General features: G+C 68.1%; 19 protein-coding genes and 1 pseudogene. 7 read left to right on the plus strand and 13 right to left on the minus strand.

Annotated features, from left to right (window positions below):
- Window positions 1–7 precede the first annotated feature (7 nt).
- The 4 genes from catC to Q9R39_RS08215 are packed head-to-tail and all read right to left on the minus strand — an operon-like array spanning window position 8 to window position 3,280.
- Entirely contained in the window at window positions 8–289 is a 282-nt protein-coding gene (catC, locus tag Q9R39_RS08200; RefSeq protein WP_165629568.1) for a muconolactone Delta-isomerase, read from the minus strand.
- A complete protein-coding gene (catA, locus tag Q9R39_RS08205) occupies window positions 289–1,155 on the minus strand; it encodes a catechol 1,2-dioxygenase (protein ID WP_311277316.1) in 867 nt (288 codons plus the stop codon). Before catA ends, catC begins: the two co-directional genes overlap by 1 nt.
- Before the next feature lie 56 nt (window positions 1,156–1,211).
- Window positions 1,212–2,315, minus strand: a complete 1,104-nt coding sequence (locus tag Q9R39_RS08210) for an enolase C-terminal domain-like protein (protein ID WP_311277317.1) — start codon at window positions 2,313–2,315, stop codon at window positions 1,212–1,214.
- Window positions 2,312–3,280, minus strand: a complete 969-nt coding sequence (locus tag Q9R39_RS08215; RefSeq protein WP_311277318.1) for a LysR family transcriptional regulator — start codon at window positions 3,278–3,280, stop codon at window positions 2,312–2,314. Before Q9R39_RS08215 ends, Q9R39_RS08210 begins: the two co-directional genes overlap by 4 nt.
- A gap of 220 nt (window positions 3,281–3,500) precedes the next feature.
- On the opposite strand from Q9R39_RS08215, the gene benA reads away from it, so the two are divergent.
- From benA to Q9R39_RS08235, 4 genes are read left to right on the plus strand one after another with little or no spacing between them, the layout of a single operon-like run.
- Window positions 3,501–4,895, plus strand: coding sequence for a benzoate 1,2-dioxygenase large subunit (benA, locus tag Q9R39_RS08220; protein ID WP_311277319.1), 1,395 nt, complete (start codon window positions 3,501–3,503; stop codon window positions 4,893–4,895).
- Between the two features lie 36 nt (window positions 4,896–4,931).
- The gene (gene benB / locus Q9R39_RS08225; protein WP_065632574.1) at window positions 4,932–5,489 is read left to right on the plus strand and encodes a benzoate 1,2-dioxygenase small subunit; all 558 of its coding nucleotides are present in this window, start codon (window positions 4,932–4,934) and stop codon (window positions 5,487–5,489) included.
- 9 nt (window positions 5,490–5,498) lie between these two features.
- Window positions 5,499–8,321, plus strand: a complete 2,823-nt coding sequence (gene benC / locus Q9R39_RS08230) for a benzoate 1,2-dioxygenase electron transfer component BenC (RefSeq protein ID WP_311277320.1) — start codon at window positions 5,499–5,501, stop codon at window positions 8,319–8,321.
- Between the two features lie 21 nt (window positions 8,322–8,342).
- On the plus strand, window positions 8,343–11,075 hold the full coding sequence (locus Q9R39_RS08235; protein WP_311277321.1) for an AAA family ATPase: 2,733 nt from the start codon (window positions 8,343–8,345) through the stop codon (window positions 11,073–11,075).
- Between the two features lie 52 nt (window positions 11,076–11,127).
- On the opposite strand, the gene Q9R39_RS08240 is transcribed toward Q9R39_RS08235, so the two are convergent.
- From Q9R39_RS08240 to Q9R39_RS08255, 4 genes are read right to left on the minus strand one after another with little or no spacing between them, the layout of a single operon-like run.
- The gene (locus Q9R39_RS08240) at window positions 11,128–11,787 is read right to left on the minus strand and encodes a 3-oxoacid CoA-transferase subunit B (RefSeq protein WP_078112734.1); all 660 of its coding nucleotides are present in this window, start codon (window positions 11,785–11,787) and stop codon (window positions 11,128–11,130) included.
- Between the two features lie 10 nt (window positions 11,788–11,797).
- On the minus strand, window positions 11,798–12,631 hold the full coding sequence (locus Q9R39_RS08245) for a CoA transferase subunit A (RefSeq protein ID WP_311277322.1): 834 nt from the start codon (window positions 12,629–12,631) through the stop codon (window positions 11,798–11,800).
- Window positions 12,628–13,395, minus strand: a complete 768-nt coding sequence (gene pcaD, locus Q9R39_RS08250) for a 3-oxoadipate enol-lactonase (RefSeq protein WP_311277323.1) — start codon at window positions 13,393–13,395, stop codon at window positions 12,628–12,630. Before pcaD ends, Q9R39_RS08245 begins: the two co-directional genes overlap by 4 nt.
- Window positions 13,392–14,630 (minus strand): acetyl-CoA C-acetyltransferase, encoded by a 1,239-nt coding sequence (locus Q9R39_RS08255; protein ID WP_078112737.1) that lies wholly within the window; start codon window positions 14,628–14,630, stop codon window positions 13,392–13,394. Before Q9R39_RS08255 ends, pcaD begins: the two co-directional genes overlap by 4 nt.
- A 91-nt stretch (window positions 14,631–14,721) precedes the next feature.
- Here Q9R39_RS08255 and Q9R39_RS08260 point away from each other — a divergent pair, with 91 nt between their 5' ends.
- On the plus strand, window positions 14,722–15,609 hold the full coding sequence (locus tag Q9R39_RS08260; RefSeq protein WP_311277324.1) for a LysR substrate-binding domain-containing protein: 888 nt from the start codon (window positions 14,722–14,724) through the stop codon (window positions 15,607–15,609).
- 89 nt (window positions 15,610–15,698) lie between these two features.
- On the opposite strand, the gene Q9R39_RS08265 is transcribed toward Q9R39_RS08260, so the two are convergent.
- Window positions 15,699–16,475 carry an enoyl-CoA hydratase gene (locus Q9R39_RS08265; protein WP_058249749.1) on the minus strand — a complete coding sequence of 259 codons (777 nt, stop codon included), beginning with the start codon at window positions 16,473–16,475 and terminating at the stop codon, window positions 15,699–15,701.
- Window positions 16,476–16,545: 70 nt separating this feature from the next.
- Window positions 16,546–17,607: an enoyl-CoA hydratase/isomerase family protein gene (locus Q9R39_RS08270; protein ID WP_078112739.1), complete on the minus strand. Its 1,062-nt coding sequence runs from the start codon at window positions 17,605–17,607 to the stop codon at window positions 16,546–16,548.
- Between the two features lie 88 nt (window positions 17,608–17,695).
- Between Q9R39_RS08270 and Q9R39_RS08275 the strand changes: the two genes are divergently transcribed.
- Window positions 17,696–18,568 (plus strand): siderophore-interacting protein, encoded by an 873-nt coding sequence (locus tag Q9R39_RS08275; protein WP_058249747.1) that lies wholly within the window; start codon window positions 17,696–17,698, stop codon window positions 18,566–18,568.
- On the opposite strand, the pseudogene Q9R39_RS08280 reads toward Q9R39_RS08275, so the two are convergent.
- Window positions 18,565–19,388 (minus strand): annotated as a pseudogene (locus tag Q9R39_RS08280) (SDR family oxidoreductase). The gene Q9R39_RS08275 and the pseudogene Q9R39_RS08280 overlap by 4 nt on opposite strands.
- Before the next feature lie 41 nt (window positions 19,389–19,429).
- Window positions 19,430–19,921 (minus strand): MarR family winged helix-turn-helix transcriptional regulator, encoded by a 492-nt coding sequence (locus Q9R39_RS08285; protein ID WP_065632565.1) that lies wholly within the window; start codon window positions 19,919–19,921, stop codon window positions 19,430–19,432.
- A 93-nt stretch (window positions 19,922–20,014) separates the two neighbouring features.
- On the opposite strand from Q9R39_RS08285, the gene Q9R39_RS08290 reads away from it, so the two are divergent.
- Window positions 20,015–21,496: an MFS transporter gene (locus Q9R39_RS08290; protein ID WP_078112740.1), complete on the plus strand. Its 1,482-nt coding sequence runs from the start codon at window positions 20,015–20,017 to the stop codon at window positions 21,494–21,496.
- A 342-nt stretch (window positions 21,497–21,838) separates the two neighbouring features.
- On the opposite strand, the gene Q9R39_RS08295 is transcribed toward Q9R39_RS08290, so the two are convergent.
- Window positions 21,839–22,594, minus strand: coding sequence for a GntR family transcriptional regulator (locus tag Q9R39_RS08295; RefSeq protein WP_058249743.1), 756 nt, complete (start codon window positions 22,592–22,594; stop codon window positions 21,839–21,841).
- Between the last annotated feature and the right edge of the window lie 3 nt (window positions 22,595–22,597).

The following is a 22,597-nucleotide window of genomic DNA, read 5'->3' on the forward strand; positions in this document are numbered from 1 at the left end:
GCGGCCGTCAGCCGTTGATGTCCGACGGATGGGTTGCCAGTGGGGTGACCTTGATCCGCATGTACGGGAACAGCGGCAGACCTGACAGCAGGGTGTGCAGTTCGTCGTTCGACTCGACGTCGAAGATCGAGTAGTTTGAGTACTCCCCGACGATCCGCCAGATGTGCGGCCACTTGCCGGCGCGTTGTAGATCCTGCGAGTACGCCTTCTCCCGGGCGACCGTGTCGGCCCGGACGTCGGGGTCGAGGTCGTCGGGGATGGACACGTCCATCCGCACGTGGAACAGCATTACTTCGCCGGATCCAGCACGAAGTTGTAGGAGATGGTGAAGCCGCCCTTGCCGTCGTCCTTCGGGTCCAGCACCAGTTCGGGCTTGACGGCGCTGGCGACGTCGTCATCGTTGTGCGGGTCGCCCGGGAAGTACAGCTGTGCGGTCAGCTGCTCGTGGCCCGGTGCCGAGACCTTGAGGTGCAGGTGCGCGGGGCGCCACGGGTGCCAGCCGGCCGCGGAGATCATCTTCCCGCACGAGCCATCGGTCGGGATCATGTACGGCGCGGGCCGGATGGTGGTGATCTCGAAGCGGCCCTCGTCATCGGCGGTGAAGGTGCCGCGCAGATTCCACTCCGGAATTCCCGGCGCGAACTGCGAGTAGAAGCCGTCGTCGTCGGCGTGCCAGAGTTCGACAGTGGCGCCGGCGAGGGGGGTGCCGTCGCACGACCGGACCTGGCCGGTCCACACCAACGGATCGCCGGGCTCGTTGTCCCGCATGGGCAGAGTGCCCTTGGCGCCGAGTTCCGGAGCGTCCGGGACGTAGTACGGGCCTTCGATGCTGCCCTTGTTGCCCTGACGATGCGAGGTCGCGACGTCCTCGACGACGTGCTCCACCCAGACGTCGAGGAACAGCGGCCACTCGCCGTCCTCACCGACGTTGATGAGCCACGCCTTGAGCGCGTTGTACTCGTCGTAGGTCACCTTGTGCTTCCGGATCACCTCGTGCACGCCCGCGAGGACCTCGTTGATGAGGGTCGAGACACGTTCCGGCGCAGTGTCCTTCACTGCCTCGAACGGAGACTTGTCCGCGTGGAACCGCTCGGTGGCGGAGGCGCCGGACGCCGCGGCGGTGGCGACTTCCTGGGGATGCTCGGTGGTGGTCATGTTCTTCTCCTTGCTACTGGGTTCGCGGCCACGAGACGTGTCGTGGGCGTGCGGGTCTAGTTGTCGGTGCGATAGCGGTCGAGCTTGTCCGGATCGATCTCGAAACCGATGCCCGGCGCGGTCGAACGGTGCAGGTGGCCATCGCGGATCTGCAACGGCTCGGTCAGCAGGTCGTCGCTCATGTCCAGGAAGTTCGACAGCTCACCCGCGTAGCGCGAGGTCAGCTCGAAGGCGCTGCCGAAGGCGAGCGTGCACGCCGTCCCGATCTGTCCGTCGATCTGGTTGCCCATGACGACCGGGACGCCCAACCCCTCGGCGAGGTGATGCGTGCGGCGTGAGGTGGTGAAACCCGACCGCGCGGTCTTGATGCTGACGGCGGTCGCCGACCGGCCGAGGATCTCGCGGGTGACGTCGGCTGGCGTGGGCACCGATTCGTCGGCGATGAACGGCACCGGCAGCTGTTCGACCAGCCACCGGCGACCGAGCACATCGGCTGCGTCGCAGAGCTCTTCGGCGAACAGCAGATCGAGGTCGGCCATCTCCCGCATGGCTCGCGACGACTCGGCTGCGGTCCAGCCCCGATTGCCGTCGACGTAGAGTTCGACGTCGCTGCCGAACCGCTCGCGGAGCGCGCGGACGACCGCGGTGTCGAGGGATGCCGGGTGACGTCCGACCTTCACCTTGAAGGTGCGGATCCCGTAGGTGTCGACCATCTTCTCGGCTTCGGCGACCATCGCGGCCGGCTCGGCGAACCCGAGCATGTGACTGACGCGCATCCGGTCGGTGTAGCCGCCGAGCATGTCGCCGACCGGGAGTCCCAGCACCTTGCCCAGCGCATCCCAGATCGCCATGTCCACAGCGGATTTCGCGGCCGGGTTGCCGACCGTGCGAGCCATCCGGGCGGCGACCACCTCACGCTCGAGCAAGGTCAGGCCGACGACCGCGGGCGCGAAGATGCCCTCGATCACGGCGATGATGCCGTCCTGGGTCTCGCCGTAGGTGAACGGGCGGGGCGGCGCCTCGGCGACGCCGACCACGCCGGCGTCGGTGTGCACCCGGACCAGCACGTGGGTCGCGGCGTGCACCTCGCCGGAGGCGAACCTCAGCGGCTTCACGTACGGGATGGCGAACGGAATCGCCTCCACAGCGGTGATTTTCACGGTTTCTCTCCAGATCGAGCACCCAGTCGGGTCCTCACGGAACGGTGGTCGGCAAGCTGGGTGTCGCGCGACTGTGCGGCGGCGGAATCGGCGAAGGCAGCGGCGATGACGTCGGCGACCGCGGTGACGACCGGGTCGTCGGAACCCGATCGCCAGGCGAGTGCCACCTCGACGGTGTCGGCATCGACGAGGTCGCGCACCACCAAACCGTCGAGCGGAAGTGACCGCACCGAGGCCGGGAGCAGGGCGACCCCCAGCCCGGCGGCGACCAGGGCCAGCAGCACCGCGGTACCCGGCGCCTGGTGCGCCCGGTGGGGAACGAAACCCGCTGCGCGACATGTCCGTATCGCGGCGTCGTTGACGGCCGAGTCCCGGCTGTCGTACAGCACGAACGGCTCGTGGCGGAGGTCGGCGACGGAGACCACGGGCTCGGCGGCCAGTCGGTGATCGACCGACACCGCGAGAACCATCGGCTCGACATCGATGACCGTCGTGTCGATGTGCTCCCCGATCGCCGGCGGGCGCAGGATCCCGAGGTCGAGGGTGCCGGCGCGCAGGGCGTCGCACTGGCCCGGCGTGAGCATGTCGGACTGGATACGAAGATCCACATCGGGCAACTCCCGCTTGACGACCCGCGCGATGCGCGGCAGATGGGAGAACGCGGCGATACCGGTGATACCGACCCGGACGAGGCCGCTGCGGCCGGCGGCGATCCGACGCACGCCGTCCACGGCTTCGTCCACGCCGGCGAGAATTCGCTCGGCCTGGGCCCTGAGGTACTGCCCGGCCGGGGTGAGCGACACCTGACGGGTGGTCCGCGTGAACACGGTGACGTCGAGCTCGGCCTCGAGCTGGCGGATTGCGTACGACAGCGCGGGCTGTGCCACGTGCAACGACTCCGCTGCCTGCCCGAAATGACAGGTGTCGGCCACGGCGGCGAAGTACCGCAAGTGCCGTAGCTCCATGACCCGCCTCGTCTCGTACTGATCGACACCGCGGTTGTGACCGCGGACACGTCTCACGGTAGAGCGTCGATCCATACATGACAAAGACACAAATTGCGGCAATTGATTGAGGCCATTGATCAATAGGCTGCTTGGCCAGGACTGGCAATTACCCGGGTGTGATCGCCACCACGTGCTGCCACAGTGCAGAGAGCAGCCCACTTCCTGGAGGTTTACGACCATGACCGCGTCCGTATCGGAACACTTGAATCATGTGAACTCGGTCCTCGACGACGCGGTCGTCGACGACCGAGACGCCGGTGTCTACCGCGCCAACCGGCGGATCTTCACCGATGAGGACATCTTCGAGTTGGAGATGAAGCACATCTTCGAGGGCAACTGGATCTATCTCGCACACGAGAGCCAGGTCCCCGAACCTGGCGACTACTTCACCACCTACATCGGCCGGCAGCCCGTCGTCATCACCCGCGACAAGAACGGCGAGTTGCACCGCCTGATCAACGCCTGTGCGCACCGCGGCGCGATGATCTGCCGGCGCAAGACCGACAACCGGATGACACTGACCTGCCCGTTCCACGGTTGGACGTTCCGCAACGACGGGACCCTTCTGAAGGTCAAGGATCCCGATGGGGCCGGTTACCCCGACACCTTCGACGTCGACGGCTCGCACAACCTGACCAAGGTCGCCCGCTTCGACAGTTACCGCGGCTTCCTGTTCGGCAGCCTCAACGAGGACGTCGCCTCGCTAGGGGAGCATCTCGGCGACACCCGACTGATCATCGACATGCTGGTCGACCAGTCGCCGGACGGCCTCGAGGTGCTCCGCGGCGCGTCGACCTACACCTACGACGGCAACTGGAAGGTGCAGGCGGAGAACGGCGCCGACGGCTACCACGTGACCGCAACCCACTGGAACTACGCGGCCACCACGTCTCGTCGCAGTACCGGGGAGTCGAAGAACGACACCAAGGCACTCGACGCCGGCGGTTGGGGAAAGTCCGGCGGCGGCTATTGGTCCTACCCCAACGGTCATCTGTGCCTGTGGACCTGGGCGGCCAATCCACAGGACCGTCCGCTGTGGGATTCGATGGAGCAGCTCAAGGAGATCCACGGCGACGCCAAGGGCGAGTTCATGGTGAAGGGTTCGCGCAATCTATGCCTGTACCCGAATGTCTATCTGATGGACCAGTTCTCGACGCAGATCCGCCACTTCCGTCCGATCGCGCCGGACAAGACCGAGGTCACCATCTACTGCATCGCGCCCAAGGGTGAGAGCGACTCCGCGCGGGCTCACCGCATCCGCCAGTACGAGGACTTCTTCAACGCGTCCGGGATGGCGACTCCCGACGACCTCGAGGAGTTCCGGTCGTGCCAGCTCACGTTCCGGGCGCAGGCCGCGCCGTGGAACGACATGAGCCGCGGTGCCGAGCACTGGCTCACCGGTCCCGATCCCGTCGCCGAATCGCTGGGCATGACCGGGGTCATCTCGGCCGGCGTCAAGAACGAGGACGAGGGGCTCTACCCGGTCCAGCACGGTTACTGGCTCGAGCGGATGCGCGCAGCTGCCGCGAAGGAAGAGGCGGCGGCCGAACAAGCAGCGGCCCCAGCCCAGTAGACCGCCGCCCAGCCCACCGCCCTGAAGGAGAGCACCATGACCACCGCTGAGACCAATTCCGCCGCTGTCGATCCCGCCGGGTCGGGCATATCCACCGGCGGAAAGCTCATCACCCAGAACATGATCGAGCAGTTCCTGTACCGCGAGGCCCGCTACCTCGACGACCGCGAATTCGAGAAGTGGCTCGACTGCTACGCCGACGACGTCGTGTACTGGATGCCGGCCTGGGACGACCGTGATCGTCTCACCGAGAACCCGCACCGCGAGATCTCGCTGATCTACTACGGCAACAAGGGCGGCCTCGAGGACCGGGTCTTCCGCATCCGCACCGAGCGGTCGTCGGCGACCTCACTGCCCGAACCCCGGACGAGCCACAACATCGGCAACGTCGAGGTCATCGAACGGCGCGGTGATCTCGTCGACGTCCGGTTCAACTGGCACACCATGTATTTCCGGTACAACACGGTCGACCCGTACTACGGGACCTCCTTCTACACGATCGACTTCTCCGGCGAGCAACCGCTGATCCGACGCAAGACGATCGTGCTGAAGAACGACTACATCCACCACGTGGTGGACATCTACCACTTCTAGGACCGGTCCATGACTGTCACCACCGACAACGGCGTCGGCGCCGACCTGCGAGCCCCCGACGGCGAGGCCACCATCCATCAGGTGGCGCTGTCCTTCGAAGACGGTGTCACGCGGTTCATCTCGTGCCGCGAGGACCAGACCGTCGCCGACGCCTCCTACCGTCAGCGGATCAACATCCCGCTGGACTGCCGCGACGGGGCCTGTGGAACGTGTAAGTCGTTCTGCGAGTCCGGCGATTTCGACGGCGGGGTATACATCGAGGACGCGCTCTCCGACGACGAGTCCGCCGCGGGCTATGCGCTCCCCTGTTGCATGAAGCCCAAGTCCGATCTCGTGCTGCAGATTCCGGCGACCTCCGATGTCGCCAAGACCCAGGCGTCCCGATTCACCGGCACCATCGTCGAACTCGATCGACTCTCGGACTCGACCATGCGTCTCGAGGTCCTGATCGAGAACCGCGGGGAGCTGGCGTTCCTGCCCGGACAGTACGTCAACATCGAGATCCCCGGCAGCGACGACGGCGAGGGCACCCCGGTGACCCGGTCGTACTCGTTTGCCAACGGCCCGCACGAGGACTGTCTCGTCTTCCTCATCAAGCTGAGTCCCGGCGGCGCGATGTCGACCTACCTGACCGACCGCGCCGCCCGCGGCGAGGAGATCGCGTTCACCGGTCCGCACGGATCGTTCTTCCTGCGCGAGGCCACCCGCCCCGTGCTGCTGCTGGCCGGCGGCACCGGCCTTGCGCCGATCCTGTCGATGTTGCGGAAGCTGCACGCCGACAACAGCCGTCGAAAAGTCCACCTCATCTACGGGGTGTCCACCGACACCGATCTGGTTGCCCTCGACGAGGTCGAGTTCTTCGCCGAGAAGCTGCCCGGTCTGACGTGGGACCACTGTGTCTCGGACCCGGCCAGTTCCGCGGTCAACAAGGGCTACGTGATGAGCCTGATCGAGCCGGCCCACCTCTACGACGGGGATGTCGCGATCTACCTGTGCGGTCCGCCGCCGATGGTGGAGTCGGTTCGCAAGCACGTCGCCCAGGCCGGCATCGCGCCGACGGGCTTCTACTACGAGAAGTTCGCGCTCGCGGCGCGTCCGGAGGCCGGTGCCGACGACGGCACAGTCGACGAGACCGAGGTGCTCACCGACGAAACCGCCCGGGCGACTACCGCGGCGTCCGACTCGTCCGCGCCGGACGCCGACGACCCGATCATCGTGGCCGCGAACGCCCGGTCGATCGCCGGACAGCAGACTCTCCCGGCCGCAGACATGGCGGCCTGGTCGGGTGCACGTCCGTCGGTCGCCGGCGACGATTCACTGGTCCGGATCGCTGGACAGGTCGTGTGGCACACCGAATCCGATGACCGCGGACTGGAATCCGATGCGGGGTTGCTGCGACCGACGGCGTCGCATCCGGCGGGTCCGGCACGGTCGATCGCCGGGCAGGAGGTGTTCGCGCCGTCGAGCCTGGAACCGCTGCACGAAGCGGTTCCCGCGGTGGCGACCGAAACGCCCACCGTCGGGGACACCGTGGCGGGACCGGCAGTCGTCGGTTCGCAGGGCTACCAGATCGGCGAGGAGCATCCGGCGATCCACGAGTCGGACGCCCTGTTCGAGGCCCGGGCCGCCCTGGAACTGGGCGCACTCGAGCTGACGTTCGGGCGCTTGTCCATGCAACAGCTGGCCGGTTACCGTATGCTCGCCGACGCCACGGTGCCGTACGTGGACGGTGATCGCTTCGTCGATGCCGCGGAGTACACCGAGACCAACGCCGCGTTCCACGACTACCTCTTCGCCCAGACCGGTAACGATCACCTGCTCGAGGCCTACAAGGCGCTCGGCGTCAAGGGCCGCATGAGTGAGGTGCTACGGAACGCGACCTGGTGTCACCCGTTGTGCGCGCAGGACCACATCGATATCGTCTCGGCGTTCGAGGCCGGGGACCACGACGCGGCACGAGCACTCATCACCGCACATGCCGACCGGTCGAAGCAGACCATGCGCCGAGCGATGGCCGACGAATCGGTTTCGCGTCGACCGCGTTTCGTCACCCCGGGCCGGTTCGCCGGCAAGGTCGTCGTCATCACCGGTGCCGCGCAGGGGATCGGCGAGCAGACCGCCCGGCGAATCAGCGCCGAGGGCGGCAAGGTCGTCCTCGCCGACCGATCGGAACTGGTCGCCGAGGTGGCCCGCGATCTCGAAGCGAACGGTCCCGGCGCGGCAGCCGCCATCGCCGATCTGGAGGGTTTCGGCGGCGCCGAGTCGGTGATCCGGCAGGCGTTGTCCACGTACGGTCGGGTGGATGTGCTGATCAACAACGTGGGCGGCGCCATCAACTTCAAACCGTTCGTCGAGTTCACCGAGGAGCAGATCCGGGCCGAGATCGACCGGTCGCTGATGACGACGCTGTACGCGTGCCGGGCGGTCCTGCCGTCGATGACACGCGCCGGGGGCGGGGTGATCGTCAACGTCTCCTCGGCGGCGACGCGAGGCATTCACCGGATCCCGTACTCGGCGGCGAAGGGGGCGGTGAACGCGTTGACCGCGTCACTGGCGATGGAGTACGCCGACGACGGCATCCGAGTGGTCGCCACGGCGCCGGGAGGCACCGAGGCACCGCCGCGTCGGATCTCACGCGGTACACCGGAGCCGCGCAACGAGATCGAGTCACAGTGGTATCAGGCCCACATCGACCAGACGATCGCGTCGTCGTCGCTGCACCGGTACGGCACCCTCGACGAGCAGGCGGCCGCCATCTGCGTTCTCGCTTCCGACGAGGCGTCGTACATCACCGGGACCGTGCTGCCCGTCGCCGGCGGCGATCAGGGTTGAGCTGCTGACTAGTATGGACCGATGATGGTCACCGGCGGGTGCGTCGGCCGCGACCGCGAGATCGAATTGCTCTTCTCGCGGCTCGACGCCGTGTCGGAGTCGGGTTTTCTGGCCGTCACGGGAGATCCCGGAATCGGCAAGTCGACGCTGCTGAGGCACCTGGTCCGGCGGCGGCTGTCCGCTCCGACAACCGGTTCCACGTTGTGGGCCGCGGTCTCACCGTGGCGAGCGCACACGCCCGGCGCACTCATCCGGCAGCTGGTACAGGACCGGCCCGACGCCACACCCGCGACAGCTGCCGACCCGACCCCGGACGACCTGCTCGACGCACTACTCGCAGCGGTCACCACTCCTGCAGAGTCATCGACCGAGGTGCCCGGCGACACCGCCGGACTCATCGCCGTCGACGACGCCGACCTCGCCGACGAGGAGTCACTGCAGGCGTTGGTCTCACTCACCCGAGAACACCGGGATCGCCGAATCCTGGTCGTCCTCACCATGTCTCGGCCGGGTACCCGGCTCGTCGGCAACGCACTCGACGAGCTACGACTCGACGGCCTGGACCCAACGGGTACTGCCGACCTCGCCGCGCAGCGCGGCATCGTGCTGCACCCGGCGATGCGGGAGGAACTGGCCCGGCACACCGGCGGGAATCCCCGCGACATCGTGGCCCTGCTCGACGAGGTCCCGCCAGGCACCTGGTCCCGCACCGGCGTGGGACTGCCTGCGCCGGCCCATGTCATCGCGATGGTGCGGAAGCGATTGCCGGACAACGGCACCTCGGCTCGCGCGCTCATCGAAGCGCTCGCGATCCTCGACCCGGCCGAGCCCCTCGCCACCGCGATTGCGCTCGCCGGGATCACCGACCCCCTGGCCGCGATCGACGACGCGCGCGCAACCGGTCTGGTGACGGACGACAGGGCATTGACACCCGCGGAGGCGCAACCGCGTCTCGCGGGTCCCCTGGTGCGGGCCGCCGTCCTCGAGGTCCTCGGCATGAAGACCGTGGGCGACGCCCACCGTCGGGCTGCGGACCTCGTCGACGACCCTGCCCGACAGCTCCATCACCGCGTCGCGGCCACCTCGACGGTCGACGCCGCCCTCGCCGACGCCCTCACCGACCTGGCACGCGCCCGCGGCGCCGACGGTGCGTGGGCCGAGGCCGCCGGGCTGTACGGGCAGGCGGGCCGGCTCACCCCCGATCCGTTGCAGCGCGACACACGGGTGACGCTCGCGGTCGATTCGCTCCTCGCCGCTGGAGACTGCACCGGTGCCGGCGCCCTCGTACCGACCGTGGAGAGCCTGCGCGAGACACCACTGCGCAATGCGACCCTGGCGTACCTCGCCATCCTGCGGGGCCGGTCGGCGGAGGCACAGCTGCGTCTCGACCGGGCGTGGGCGATCGTCAACGTCGAGCGCAAGCCCGATGTCGCCGCCCTGATCGCGCAACGTTTCGTCCTGCACAACCTGGTCCGATGCCAGGGCACCGAGTTGGTGGACTGGGCCGATCGCGCGGACGCGATGGCCGACGCCGGATCGGCCGCCCGAGTGGAGGCCGCCGTCATCCGTGGACTCGGACTGGCCTGGTCGGGACACCCGGATGCCGCACGCGCCGAGTACCAGACGGTGTCGGAACGGGTTCGATACGGCGCGCAGGCGCAGCGTGCGATCATGGGTCGCGGTTGGCTCGAACTCGGCCTCGACGAGATCGACGCTGCGCGTACCGATCTCGAAACCGCCGTGTCGATGGCGCAGCTCGGTGGCTCCACCCGGATCACGTTGTGGGCGCTGGCCTGGCTCGCCCGGGTCCAGTTCCTCACCGGCGACTGGGACGATGCGCTGCGCGGCGTCGAGGCCGGCCGCGCGCTCGCCCGCAACAGCGGCATCGCGCTCACCACGCCCCTGCTCAACTGGACTGCGAGCCAGATTTATTCGCTGCGCGGGAACTGGGAGGACGCGCATGGAAGTATCGCACAGAGCAGCACCTCCATCGGCGACTACGAGATCATGCGGATACCGGACCTGCTGGCCCGGGCCCAACTGGCGGAGGCCGCAGCCGACTACGGCAAGGTCCGGCGGATACTGACGCCGCTCGTCGCGATGGCCGAGTCCGTCCCGGCCCTGTCCGAGCCGGGCCTGTGGCCGTGGGTCGACGTCCTCGCCAACGCACTGGTCCTCGAGGGACGGCACGAGGCCGCCGACGATCTGCTGCGACGCTACGAGATCCGGTCCGCCGAGCGGGGCCACCGGTCGTCGGCAGCCCGGATGAAGTACGCGCGCGGCCGCCACCTCGGCGCAACCGGTGACATCCACGGAGCACGGCGCACCTTCGAGGAGGGCATCGAACTCCTCGACGGTCTCGGCCTGCGCTACGACCAGGCGCGGGTGAACTTCGCCTACGGCCAGACGTTGCGACGTGCGGGCAAGCGCCGGGTCGCCGACGCCGTCATCGGGACTGCCCGCGACCTGTATCTGTCACTCGGCGCGACCACCTACGTCGAACGCTGTGAACGCGAACTGAAGGCGGGCGGTCTCGCGACGTCGCGTGGTGAGAACCACACCGCCACAAAGGGTGCCGCCGAACTCACGCCGCAGGAGGAGGCAGTGACCGCCCTTGTCGCGCGCGGCCTGTCGAACCGGGAGGTGGCGGCCGAGCTCTACATCTCACCGAAGACGGTGCAGTACCACCTGACCCGGATCTACGCGAAGCTCGGTGTGCGGTCCCGCGCCGAACTCGCAGCCACCCGCCGGTGACGTCGACCGTGCGTCAGACTCCGTCGACCGTGCGTGTGTACCTGCAGGCGATCTATGCTCCGGCCGTCGCGTAGGCGGCGGTGCGGTCGGTGACCGGCGCACCGGTCCGGTCCTCGACCATCCCCAGGTCCACGCCCGGGGCGAACTCGACGACGTCGAATCCCGTTCCGGCGATGTCGAACACACCGAGGTCGGTGATCACGCGACTCACCACGCCGCGGCCGGTCAGCGGGAGCGCGCAGCCCTCGAGCAGCTTGGGCTCACCCTTCTTGGTGACGTGATCCATGAGCACGATGACCCGGCCGGCGCCGTTGACGAGGTCCATGGCGCCACCGATGCCCTTGACGAGGGCACCCGGCACCATCCAGTTGGCCAGGTCGCCGTTCATCGCGACTTGCATGCCGCCGAGGACCGCGACGTCGACGTGGCCTCCGCGGATCATCGCGAAGCTCGTGGCCGAATCGAAGTACGACGCCCCGGGCAGGACCGACACGGTCTGTTTGCCGGCGTTGATGAGGTCGGGGTCGACCTCGTCGTCGTAGGGAAACGGTCCGACGCCGAGGATGCCGTTCTCGGCGTGCAGGTGGACGCCGGAGTTGTCGGGCATGAGGTCCGGAATCATGGTGGGCAAACCGATTCCCAGGTTGACGTAGTCACCGGGGGTGAGTTCGCGGGCGGCCCGGGCGGCCATCTCGGTACGGGTCCAGGTCATGTCGGCACTCCTAGGCTGACGGCGATGCGGTGGGACGTTCACGGACGGTGCGCTTCTCGATCCCCTTGCGCGCGACCTGCTCCGGGGCGAGTTCGACGATCCGCTGCACGAAGATGCCGGGCAGGTGGATCTCGTCGGGTCCGAGCTCGCCGACCTCGACCACCTTCTCCGCCTCGACGATGGTGATGCGCCCGGCCATCGCCGCCGGCGGATTGAAATTGCGTGCGGCAGCATGAAATCTGCAGTTGCCATCCGTGTCGACGACCGCGGCCCGGATGAGTGCGTAGTCGGTGACGATCGACTCCTCGAGGACCATCTCCCGACCGTGAAAGGTCCGCACCTCCTTGGGCGGCGACGCCTCCGCGATGGTGCCGTCGGAGTGGTAGCGCCAGGGCAGTCCGCCTTCGGCGACAAGCGTGCCGACACCGGTGGGGGTGAAGAACGCCCCGATCCCGCTACCGCCGGCGCGCATGCGTTCGGCGAGGGTGCCCTGAGGGGTGAGTTCGACGGTGACCTCGCCGGACAGGAACTGGCGGCCGAACTCCTTGTTCTCACCGATGTAGGACGCGACGACCCGATCGATGCGCCGGGCCTCCAGCAGCAGACCCAGACCCGCACCGTCGGCTCCGCAGTTGTTGGAGACGATGGTCAGGTTCGCCGCCCCCTGCTCGAGGAGCGCGTCGATCAGGAAGCCGGGGATGCCGGCCAGCCCGAAGCCGCCGACCGCGATGCTCGCACCGTCGGGGATGTCGGCGACCGCCTCGGCGGCCGACGCCGCGAGTTTGGTCGGGCCGCCGGGCCGGCCGACGACCGTCGCCGTGGCGGCACTGTCGCGAGTGCTCATTGCTGCTCCAGATGTTCGATGAGTGCGGGAGTGATGGTGTCGGCTTGTTCCGCGTTGGCCAGGTGGGCCGAGTCCGGGACCACCAGCAGGCGGCCGTTCGGCACGGCATCGACGATGTCGCGCAACAGATCCGGCGGTGTCGCCGGGTCATCGGCACCGGCGATCGACAGTGTGGGCGCGATGATCGACGACAGGTCGGATCGCTGATCCATGGCGGCGATCGCCTCGCAGCAGGCCGCGTATCCCTCGGCAGGAGTGGCGGCGACCATGGCCTCGAACTGCTGTCGGGCTTCGGTGTTCGCGGCGAGGTAGCCAGGAGTGAACCACCGCTGGACCACGGCCGCGGCGACCGCCGAGGTGCCGTCGGCGCGCACGAGTGCGGCACGGTCCGTCCAGCCCTGCGCCGGTGGCAGATACGCCGCCGTGCACAGCAGGGCCAGCCGATCCACTCGTTCGGGATTGCGTGCGGCGACGCGCATCATGGTCATCCCGCCGAGCGACAGCCCGACGAGGTGTGCTCGTTCGAGGTCGAAGCGGTCCAGCAGCGCGATGACGTCATCGGCCAACTCATCGATCGAGTACGGCCCCGGTGGCACCGGCGAATCGCCGTGCCCCCGGGTGTCATAGCGCACCACGCGGAATCGCTCTTCGAGCGCGGCGACCTGCGAATCCCACATCCGATGCGTCGAACCCAGCGAGTTGGACAGTACGACCGCCGGTCCGTCGGGACGTCCGGTGACGACGGCGTGCACCTGCGCGCTCATCGGGTCGCCTCGAAGATAGCGGCGAGTCCCTGTCCGCCGCCGATGCACATCGTCTCCAGGACGAATCGGGCGTCACGCCGGCGCGCTTCGTAGGCCGCGGTGGCGAGGATGCGGGCGCCGGTGGCTCCGATGGGATGACCCAGCGAGATCCCGGACCCGTTGGGGTTCAGTCGTTCATCGGTCGGGTCGACCTTCCACTCCGCCAGGCAGGCGAGCACCTGGGCGGCGAAGGCTTCGTTGAGTTCGATGAGGTCGATCTCGTCGAGCGTGAGGTCGGCGCGGTCGAGGGCGGCGGCGGTGGCCCCGACCGGGCCGATGCCCATGACCTCGGGCTCGCAACCGGTGACGGCCCACGAACGCAGGGCGAGAAGGGGTTCCAGTCCGCGGCGCTCCGCCTCGGCGCGTGTGGTGACCACAGCCATGGCCGCACCGTCGTTCTGGCCCGAGGCGTTTCCGGCCGTGACCGTCGACTCGCCGTCGATCTTGAGCCTGATGGGACGCAGCGCTGCAAGCGATTTCGCAGTAGCGTCCGCTCGCGGGTGCTCATCGCGGTCGACAACGGTGTCCGTACGGCCGCGTCGGCCCGGGATGGTGACGGGCACCAACTCGCTGGTGAAGCGGCCGCTGTCGTGCGCCGCGATCGCCCGTTCGTGGGATCGGGCCGCGAACTCGTCCTGCTCGGTCCGCGAGATGCCGTACCGCGCACGGAGATTCTCGGCGGTCTCGATCATCCCGCCCGGAACCGGGTGTGACTCGCCGCCCGCGGTCAGACGCCCGCGGTCGAGGCGATCGCGGAGTTCCACGCCACCCTGCTTGATCCCCGACCGAAGACCCAGCGCGTAGTGCTCGACGGTCGACATCGACTCGGCGCCACCGGCGACGACGAGGCGCGCACCGCCGGTCGCGACCATCGACGCCCCGGTCAGGATCGCCTGCAACCCGGAACCGCAGCGACGGTCGATCTGCATTCCGGGTACGCCGACTCCGAGACCGGCGTCCAGAGCCGCGATGCGACCGAGCGCCGGCGACTCACCGTTGGCATAGCCCTGCCCGAGGATCACGTCGTCGACATCACCCTCCTCGAGTCCGGTGCGCCGGACGAGTTCGCGAAGGAGGTCGGTGGCCAGTCGGGTGACGGGCACGGTCGACAGCGCCCCACCCATGCGCCCGACCGGGGTACGCAGTGGCGAACAGACAACGATGTCGGTACCCGCGTCCGTGGTGAGAGATGCCATGAGTCCACCCTAGGAAGCAACAGCGATATGCAGAAGTATCCATATCCCGGCATTTGATATGGAGCAGATATCAACGCTCTAGACTGACTCCATGGAACTGCGACACCTGCGCTACTTCCGCGCCGTCGCCGAGGAGCTGCACTTCGGCCGGGCCGCCGAGCGGCTCCACATGGCCCAGCCACCGCTGTCTCAGCAGATCCGCCAGCTGGAGGACGAGCTCGGTGTCGCACTGCTGGCCCGGTCGACGCGTCGTGTCGAGCTGACCCCGGCAGGTGCGGATTACCTGCAGCGAGCCGTCGCGATCCTGGACTCGGTCGACGCCGCTGCACGACAGGCGCAACGGATCGCCGACGGGCGGCAGGGCAACCTCGCGATCGGGTGCGTGGGTTCGGCCACCTACTCGCTGTTGCCCGCGCTCGTGCGCGCACTGAGCGACGAACTGCCCGATGTGGACGTCCACGTTCGCGGCGAGATGCTGGCACCGGCCCAGATCGCCGCGCTCGAGTCCGGGGACATCGACCTTGCCTTACTGCGCATGCCCATCAACACCACCGGACTGCGGGTCGAGTCGATCCGCAGCGACCGCCTCATCGTCGCTCTGCCCCACGATCATCCGCTCGCCCACGGCGCATCGGATACGCCCGTCGACCTCGCCCTGCTGCGCGGCGACGACTTCATCGTGCACGCGGGCAGCGGGAAGTCGGTCATGCACGGGGTCCTGTCGGCGGCCGCCGGACGCGCGGGATTCGTCCCGCGCGTCCGGCACGAGGTCGAGGAGACGTCGACGCTGGTGACACTCGTCGCCGCGGGGGTGGGGGTCGCCCTGGTCCCTGAACCCACCTCAGCGCTCGGTATACCCGGCGTCGTCTACCGCCCGCTCGACACCGACGACGAGGTCGAACTGGCCGTCGCGTTCCCCGACGGGCCCCAGTCCCCGCTCGTCGACCGGGTCCTGGCGGTGTTGCGTACACTCTCCTGAACGCCGCAAACCCACCCCTTTTCGGTATATCCACCCACCACACAGGGGGTGGAAACACCGAAAAGAGGTGGGTTTGCGAATGTCTCGGATCAGCGGTGGGTGAAGTTCGGGTCCCGCTTCTCGACGAAGGCGGCCATGCCCTCGGTCTGGTCGTCGGTCGCGAACGTGGAGTAGAACAGCGCGCGCTCGGCGCGGACACCCTCGACGAGGCTCGACTCGAACGCGCGATTGACCGCGTCCTTGGCGGCGGCGGACGCGATCAGCGACTTCGAGGCGATGACCTCGGCGACCTCGATGGCGGCGGCGCGGCAGTCCTCCTTGGGAACGACGCGCGAGACGAGGCCGAGGCGTTCGGCCTCGTCGACCTTCATCTGGCGGCCGGTCAGCACCATGTCCATCGCCTTGGCCTTGCCCACGGCGCGGGTGAGACGCTGCGAGCCGCCGATCCCGGGGATGACGCCGAGGTTGATCTCGGGCTGACCGAAGACGGCGTTGTCGCCGGCGATGATGGTGTCGCACAGCATCGCGAGCTCGCAGCCGCCGCCGAGGGCGTAGCCGGTGACGGCGGCGATGATCGGCGTGCGCGCCCGCGACAGCTCATCCCAGGCACCGAAGAACTGCTCGTTGACCACGTCCGCGTAGGACTTCGACGACATCTCCTTGATGTCGGCACCCGCGGCAAACGCCTTTTCCGAGCCGGTGATCACGATGGCGCCGATCCCCTGGTCGACGTCGAACTCCCGGACGGCACCGACCACTTCGTTCATCAGCTCGGTGTTGAGGGCGTTCAGTGCCTTGGGGCGGTTGAGGGTGATGATGCCCACCCGGCCGCTGGTCTCGACGATGATGGTCTGGTGTTCGGTCACGGTCAGTCCTCTTTCGGTTCGGTGACGGGCGGGATGTTACGGGCTGACTCCCACCCGGGGAAGGTCTCGGTCAGACGGTCGGGAACGTGAGGTCGTCGGGCAGTGGCGCGAAGAAGGCGTCGACGGCGTCCCCGGAGAACGTGGCCCACTTCGGATCGCGGTCCTTGTCGATGACCTGGGCGCGGATGCCCTCGGCCATGTCGGGATGCAGCAGGCAACGCACCGACACGCGATACTCGCGCACCAGGGTGTCCTCCAGGGTCGCGTCGCCGGCTGCCTCGCGCAGCGAACGCAGGGTGACGGCCAGTGCAGTCGGGCTCTTCGCCTCGATCGCGTCGGCGGTCTTGTCCGCGAAGGGCGAACCCACCGCGCGGCATCGTTCGACGATCTCCGAGACCGAATCGGCCGCAAACGCTTCCGCGATCCATCCGCGATGTTCGGCGAGTTCGGAAGCCGGCGCGTCGACGGCGTGCGCGGACAGTGCCGCCTCGATTCCCGACTCGCCGATCACGGCGAGGAACGCCGGCAGCGACTCCGACGGGACGAAGTGATCGGCCAAGCCCATCGCGATGGCGTCGGCGCCGCGCAGGTGACCGGCGGTGAGGCCGGCGTAGGTTCCGAGCCCGTCCGGAACGCGCGAAAGCAGATGCGTACCACCGACATCGGGCACGAAGCCGATACCCACCTCGGGCATCGCGAGTTTCGTACGGTCGGTGACGATGCGGATGTCGCCGTGCGCGGAGACCCCGACACCGCCGCCCATCACGATGCCGTCCATGATCGCGACATACGGCTTGGGATAGCCCGAGATCAGCGCGTTCAGACGGTATTCGTCGAACCAGAACCTCGCCGACGGCGACTGCTCGGCGTCACGATCGGTCGACTCGGGATTACCGCTCAACGCGGACGCGTCGCGATGGATGGCGACGATGTCGCCACCGGCGCAGAGGCCCCGCTCACCGGCGCCGGAGAGAACGACGGCCTCGACCGCGTCATCGGCGGCCCAGGCCGCGAGGTGCTCGGCCATTGAGCCGACCATCTCGTGATCGATCGCGTTGATGGACTTCGGACGGTTCAGGATCAGCGACCGCGCCGACCCGTTCTCCTCCGTCAAGACCGATGGTTCCGACACGGGCGAACTCCTCTCCACACCGACAGTTCTTCGATGGTTGCATATCCTAGTAACTGGGGTCCAGCCCGACTCAGGTTAGGGTTACCTCATGGGCTATTCCAGAGCACGCGTTGCCGACGTCGCCGACCTGACGCCCAACCTGCGTCGCATCGTCTTCGACGTGAACGATCTGCCAGGACTCGGCTTACCCGGCGGCGCCGACGAAGCCGTGGGCATCTACTTCCCACACGACCCCGAGCGTGTCACACCGGATATGGAATGTCGCGACGGCACGTGGGCCTATTACGACACCGACCCCGCACCCGACGGCCGCAACTACTCGATCCGCTCGGTCGACCACTCCGCCGGCACCATGGTCGTCGACTTCGTCATCCATGCCGCCGGCCCTGCAACGCTGTGGGCCCAGCGCGCCGAAGCGGGGCACGACGTGGTGATGACGCACGCGCGGTGCTGGTACGCACCACCCGCCGGCGTCGAACGCCTGATCCTCGCCGCCGATCTGGCCGGACTCCCCGCCCTGGCCCGAATCCTCGACGAACTGCCGTCGACCGACGGTGTCACCGCCGTGGTCGAGGTGCCCGCCCCGACCGAACTGGCCTATCTGCCCGAGCGCGACGTCGAGCTGATCACGCTGGTCGGCGGCAACTCCCGCACGCCGAGCCGTCTCGCGGACACGGTCTGCGGACTCACCCTGCCGACCTCGGGCGCATACTGTTGGTTCGCCGGCGAGGCGGCGGAGTCGCGTGCGATCCGCAAGCACCTGCGCGGCAATCTTCGCTGGGACCGCCGGTCGTACGACGTCATCGGCTATTGGCGTGTCGACGCCGAGCGATGGACGCAGGCCTATGTGGAGCGGGGCGCGGAACTGTTCGCCGTCTATCGCCAGGCGCTCGACGACGGCAAGAGCGAGAAGCAGGCGTCGGAAGAGTTCGACGAGGCGCTCGAGCGGGCCGGCCTCTAGTACTCGGCGACCATGCCCTGTCGGGGGCACGATACATCGTCCATAGGAACCGGGGTATCGCCCGCGGGGGCAGCGGCGACGGCCAGTCCCGTCCCCGCATGCGGGCGTCGGTTCCACCGTCGACGGTGACGACCGCGCCGGCCATGAAGTCCGCCGCCGGTGACAGCATCAGCATGACCCAGGCGGCGAGCTGGTCAGGAGTTCCGTACTCGCGCACCGGAACCGGAAACGACTTCACGTGCCCGGCCTGCGGACCGTCGAGTTGCGACTGCAACAGCGGCGTCATGACCGGCCCGGGAGCGAGGACGTTGACCCGGATGCCCTCACCGGCCCATTCGGTCGCCTTCCGTGCAGGCGGCGCCACTGCGTGACCGCGATCTTCGACGACGCGTACGCCACCGGGCCCGTGACGCCGCGCCGGCGTCGGATCACCTGGACGGCCCCCTCGGGGTCGCCATCCAGCAGGCGTCGGATGGCGGATTTGGGGACCAGCGGCGTGACCGTCGTCGAATTCGAACCGAAGACAACCACTTTCGCCTTCGCCCCAGCGGCCAGCGCCGGACGCCAGGCGGTCAGCAGTTCGGTCACCCCGAACACGTTGACCTCGACGATCATCCGCTCCCGTCCCGGCCGCGGGGCCCATGCCCGCGGCCAGCACGGCCCCGTCGAGTTGCCCGCCGGATCGGGCGAGGACCTCGTCGGCCGCGCGGCGTCGGCCCTCGGGTGTCGACAGATCGGCGACGACGTCGGCATCGCGCTGATCGACCCCGATCACGGTGTGACCGTCCGCGCGCAAGGCGGCGGCCACCGACGCACCCATCCCCGACGCCGAGCCCGTCACCACGTATGTGCCGGCCGAGGTCACGCCAATCCCCTTTTCCCGCGGTCGGATTCATCGGCCGCACCGTGCCGGTGCTGGGTCCGCTCGTAGGCGTCGTTGAAGGCACGCAGCTCGTGGAGCAGGGCCTGCGGCGAGCCCGGGGCCAGATCGGCGAAGACCTGCTCGAGCCGTTCGGCACGCAGCAGGCCGTCGCGCCGGAACGCCTCTCGCCCGGCCTCGGTCGGGCGGATCATCTTCGACAGCGAGTCCTCGACCTCGAACCGCTCGACGTAGCCGTGTTTGATGGCTGCGTTGACCTGCCGGTTGACCGTCGACTGCTCGAGCTGGAGGTCGGCGGTCAGCTCCCGCAACGTCCGCGGCCGACCGTCGGAGAGAATCCAGAGGATCGCGAAGGCCGAGCGTTCCAGGCCGACGGCGGGATGCACCAGGCTGCGACGTCGCGACATCCGCAGCAACTCCTGCGCCAGGTCACGATGCACCGGCGACTGCCAGGGCGCATGGTCCTCCGACATCTCTCCTCCATCTGTCGACATGGACAACCTACTGTCCGATTTGCTTGTGTACATTACATATGTATGCTGCATACCTCGAAGGAGGTCTCCCCCATGAGCCAAGTACGAGGTTCCGCGCCCGAGCTGACCGACGACGCGTCCGACGCGGTCGAGAAGGCACCCGCCGGCGCGATCGGCAGCGTCGTGGTGTTGTGTTTCGGCGGCCTGGTCGCCTCGCTGATGCAGACGCTGATCATCCCGATCCAGCCCGACCTGCCCCGTCTGCTCGGGACATCGATCGGCAACGCATCGTGGATCATCACCGCGACCCTGCTCGCCGCCGCCGTGGCCATGCCGATCGCCGGACGCCTCGGCGACATGTTCGGCAAGCAGCGGGTCCTCCTGGTGAGTGCGGTACTGCTCACCCTCGGTTCGCTGATCTGCGCGCTGGGCGACTCGCTCATCCCGCTGATCATCGGACGCGGCGTGCAGGGTCTGGCCATGGGATTCATCCCCGTCGGCATGAGCCTCATCCGCGAGATCACCCCGCCCCGGATCACCTCGATGGCCGTCGCCGCAATGAGTGCCACGCTCGGCGTCGGCGGTGCGATCGGCCTACCGCTGGCGGCCTGGATCGTGCAGACCTGGGATTGGCACGCCCTGTTCTACGTGGCAGCCGGTCTCGGCGTCCTCGTCACGGTCGCAGTCCTCGTCCTGGTCCCGCGCGTGAACGACGCCGCGGGCGGACGCATCGACGTCTCCGGAGCGATCGGGTTGGCCGTGGGACTGTCCGCCTTCCTCATCGCCGTCTCGAAGGCGAACGACTGGGGTTGGACGTCCGGCGCCACACTCGGACTCGGTATCGGCGGAATCCTGGTGTTGATCGGATGGGGATTCTTCGAACTGCGCCAGCGTGAGCCGCTCGTCGACCTGCGCACCACCGCACGGCCCGCCGTCCTGCTGACCAACATCGCCGCCGCGGCGATCGGCTTCGGCATGATGGCCCAGTCCATCGTGCTGCCGATGCTGCTGCGCCTCCCGGAGGCCACCGGTTATGGTCTGGGACAGTCGCTTCTGGCCGCGGGCCTGTGGATGGCGCCTGGCGGACTGATGATGATGATCTTCGCGCCCATCTCGGGCATCCTCATCAACCGGATCGGCGCCAAGATCACCCTGGCGATCGGCGCCGCCATCCTGGGATGCGGCTACCTGCTCGCCTTCTTCCTCATGGACGCGGCCTGGAAGCTGATGCTGGCCTCGATCGTGTGTGCCATCGGTGTGGGGGTCGGCTACGCGGCGATGCCGACCCTGATCATGGGATCGGTGCCGGCCACCGAAGCCGGTGCCGCCGTGGGACTCAACGGACTCATGCGTTCGCTGGGCACCACCGTCGCCTCCGCCGTGATGGCACTGATCCTGGCCAGTGCCACGATCTCGCTCGGCGGCACCGAGGTGCCCGACCAGTCGACGTTCACCTGGTGCTTCCTCGTCGCCGCGGCCGCCGCCTTCGTCGGCATGGCGATCACACTGACCATCCCCTCGCGTCGCGGATCGTCGAATGTGCCGGAGGAGCAACCCCTCCCGGCTCGGGGCTGACAGGGGTACCGCTTCGTTAGAGGGCGCGTGCCCACTACTCCTCGAAGTGCGAGCGAAGCGAGCCAACAACTGCTCCCTGAGGTGCGAGCGAAGCGAGCCACCAACTGCTCCCTGAGGTGCGAGCGAAGCGAGCCACCAACTGCTCCCTGAGGAGGCCGGAGCTTGCGGAGGCCGTCACGAAGGGTCCTGGTGAGATACGTCGCCAAGCCCTTCGTGGCTCGTCGCTTGCGCTCCTCGCACCTCAGGGAGCAATGGCTATGTCGTTCTTTCGGATAGGGAGCAGGGGGTCGCGCTCCTCAGGGAGCAGGGGGTCGCGCTCGCCAGGGAGCAGAGGGCGCCGGCTCACTCCGGCCGCGGGTCGGCGGTGCGACGGAGCGTCACCCGATACGTGTAGTGCTCGGGAAGGAAGTGGCTGACCGCGAGTTCGACTGCCCGGCCGCGTGAATCGGTGTACAACCGGTCCACCCGGAGCACCGTGTGCCCCACCGGGCATCCGAGCCGGGCGGCGGTCTCGGCATCGGCGACGGTGGCGGTGATCGACTGCGCACACTCCTCGATCGGGTGCACCAGGTGAGGTTCCAGCAGGCCGATAATCGTGTGATCACTCCGCGCTCCGGTCTCGATTTCCGGGGCGTCGATCACGAGGCGTGCGACCGACTCCGGCCACCACACGGTGGTCACCACGAACGGGACGCCGTCGTGGAATCGCTGGAAGACGATGCGGTACACCACGTCGGTGTCCAGTCTCAGGCGACCGGCCGCCTCGAGATCCACGCGACGCGAGGGTGATTCGATCACCTGCATCTCGGTGTCCGTCGACAGGTTCATGAGGTCCTCGATCGAACCCAGCTGGCGCAGGTACTGACCCGCGGTCTCGGTCGCGAATGTTCCCCGGCCGGGCACGCGGTACACCGAGCCCTCGGTCACGAGTTCGAGGAACGCGCGGCGGACGGTCTGCCGGCTGAGCCCGTACTCCTGGGAGAGCTCGGATTCGGTCGGCAGCCGCACACCGCCGGCGTATCTGCCCGCGACGATCTGCGCGCGCAATTCCGCGGCCAGCGTCTTGTACGCAGGTGCGGACTGCTCGGACTCGCGCATGGA

It is taken from the genome of Gordonia sp. AC31, assembly GCF_031844505.1.
GTDB classification, from domain to species: Bacteria; Actinomycetota; Actinomycetes; order Mycobacteriales; family Mycobacteriaceae; genus Gordonia; species Gordonia hongkongensis.

Coding starts and splice junctions, on each gene's coding strand:
- Q9R39_RS08240 (WP_078112734.1), bottom strand. CDS start 11,787: ATGACCTGGACCCGTACCGAGATGGCCGCCCGGGCCGCCCGCGAACTC.
- benC (WP_311277320.1), top strand. CDS start 5,499: ATGACTGTCACCACCGACAACGGCGTCGGCGCCGACCTGCGAGCCCCC.
- benA (WP_311277319.1), top strand. CDS start 3,501: ATGACCGCGTCCGTATCGGAACACTTGAATCATGTGAACTCGGTCCTC.
- Q9R39_RS08255 (WP_078112737.1), bottom strand. CDS start 14,630: ATGGCATCTCTCACCACGGACGCGGGTACCGACATCGTTGTCTGTTCG.
- Q9R39_RS08215 (WP_311277318.1), bottom strand. CDS start 3,280: ATGGAGCTACGGCACTTGCGGTACTTCGCCGCCGTGGCCGACACCTGT.
- Q9R39_RS08290 (WP_078112740.1), top strand. CDS start 20,015: ATGAGCCAAGTACGAGGTTCCGCGCCCGAGCTGACCGACGACGCGTCC.
- Q9R39_RS08275 (WP_058249747.1), top strand. CDS start 17,696: ATGGGCTATTCCAGAGCACGCGTTGCCGACGTCGCCGACCTGACGCCC.
- Q9R39_RS08260 (WP_311277324.1), top strand. CDS start 14,722: ATGGAACTGCGACACCTGCGCTACTTCCGCGCCGTCGCCGAGGAGCTG.
- Q9R39_RS08295 (WP_058249743.1), bottom strand. CDS start 22,594: ATGCGCGAGTCCGAGCAGTCCGCACCTGCGTACAAGACGCTGGCCGCG.
- pcaD (WP_311277323.1), bottom strand. CDS start 13,395: ATGAGCGCGCAGGTGCACGCCGTCGTCACCGGACGTCCCGACGGACCG.
- benB (WP_065632574.1), top strand. CDS start 4,932: ATGACCACCGCTGAGACCAATTCCGCCGCTGTCGATCCCGCCGGGTCG.
- catC (WP_165629568.1), bottom strand. CDS start 289: ATGCTGTTCCACGTGCGGATGGACGTGTCCATCCCCGACGACCTCGAC.
- Q9R39_RS08235 (WP_311277321.1), top strand. CDS start 8,343: ATGATGGTCACCGGCGGGTGCGTCGGCCGCGACCGCGAGATCGAATTG.
- Q9R39_RS08285 (WP_065632565.1), bottom strand. CDS start 19,921: ATGTCGGAGGACCATGCGCCCTGGCAGTCGCCGGTGCATCGTGACCTG.
- catA (WP_311277316.1), bottom strand. CDS start 1,155: ATGACCACCACCGAGCATCCCCAGGAAGTCGCCACCGCCGCGGCGTCC.
- Q9R39_RS08245 (WP_311277322.1), bottom strand. CDS start 12,631: ATGAGCACTCGCGACAGTGCCGCCACGGCGACGGTCGTCGGCCGGCCC.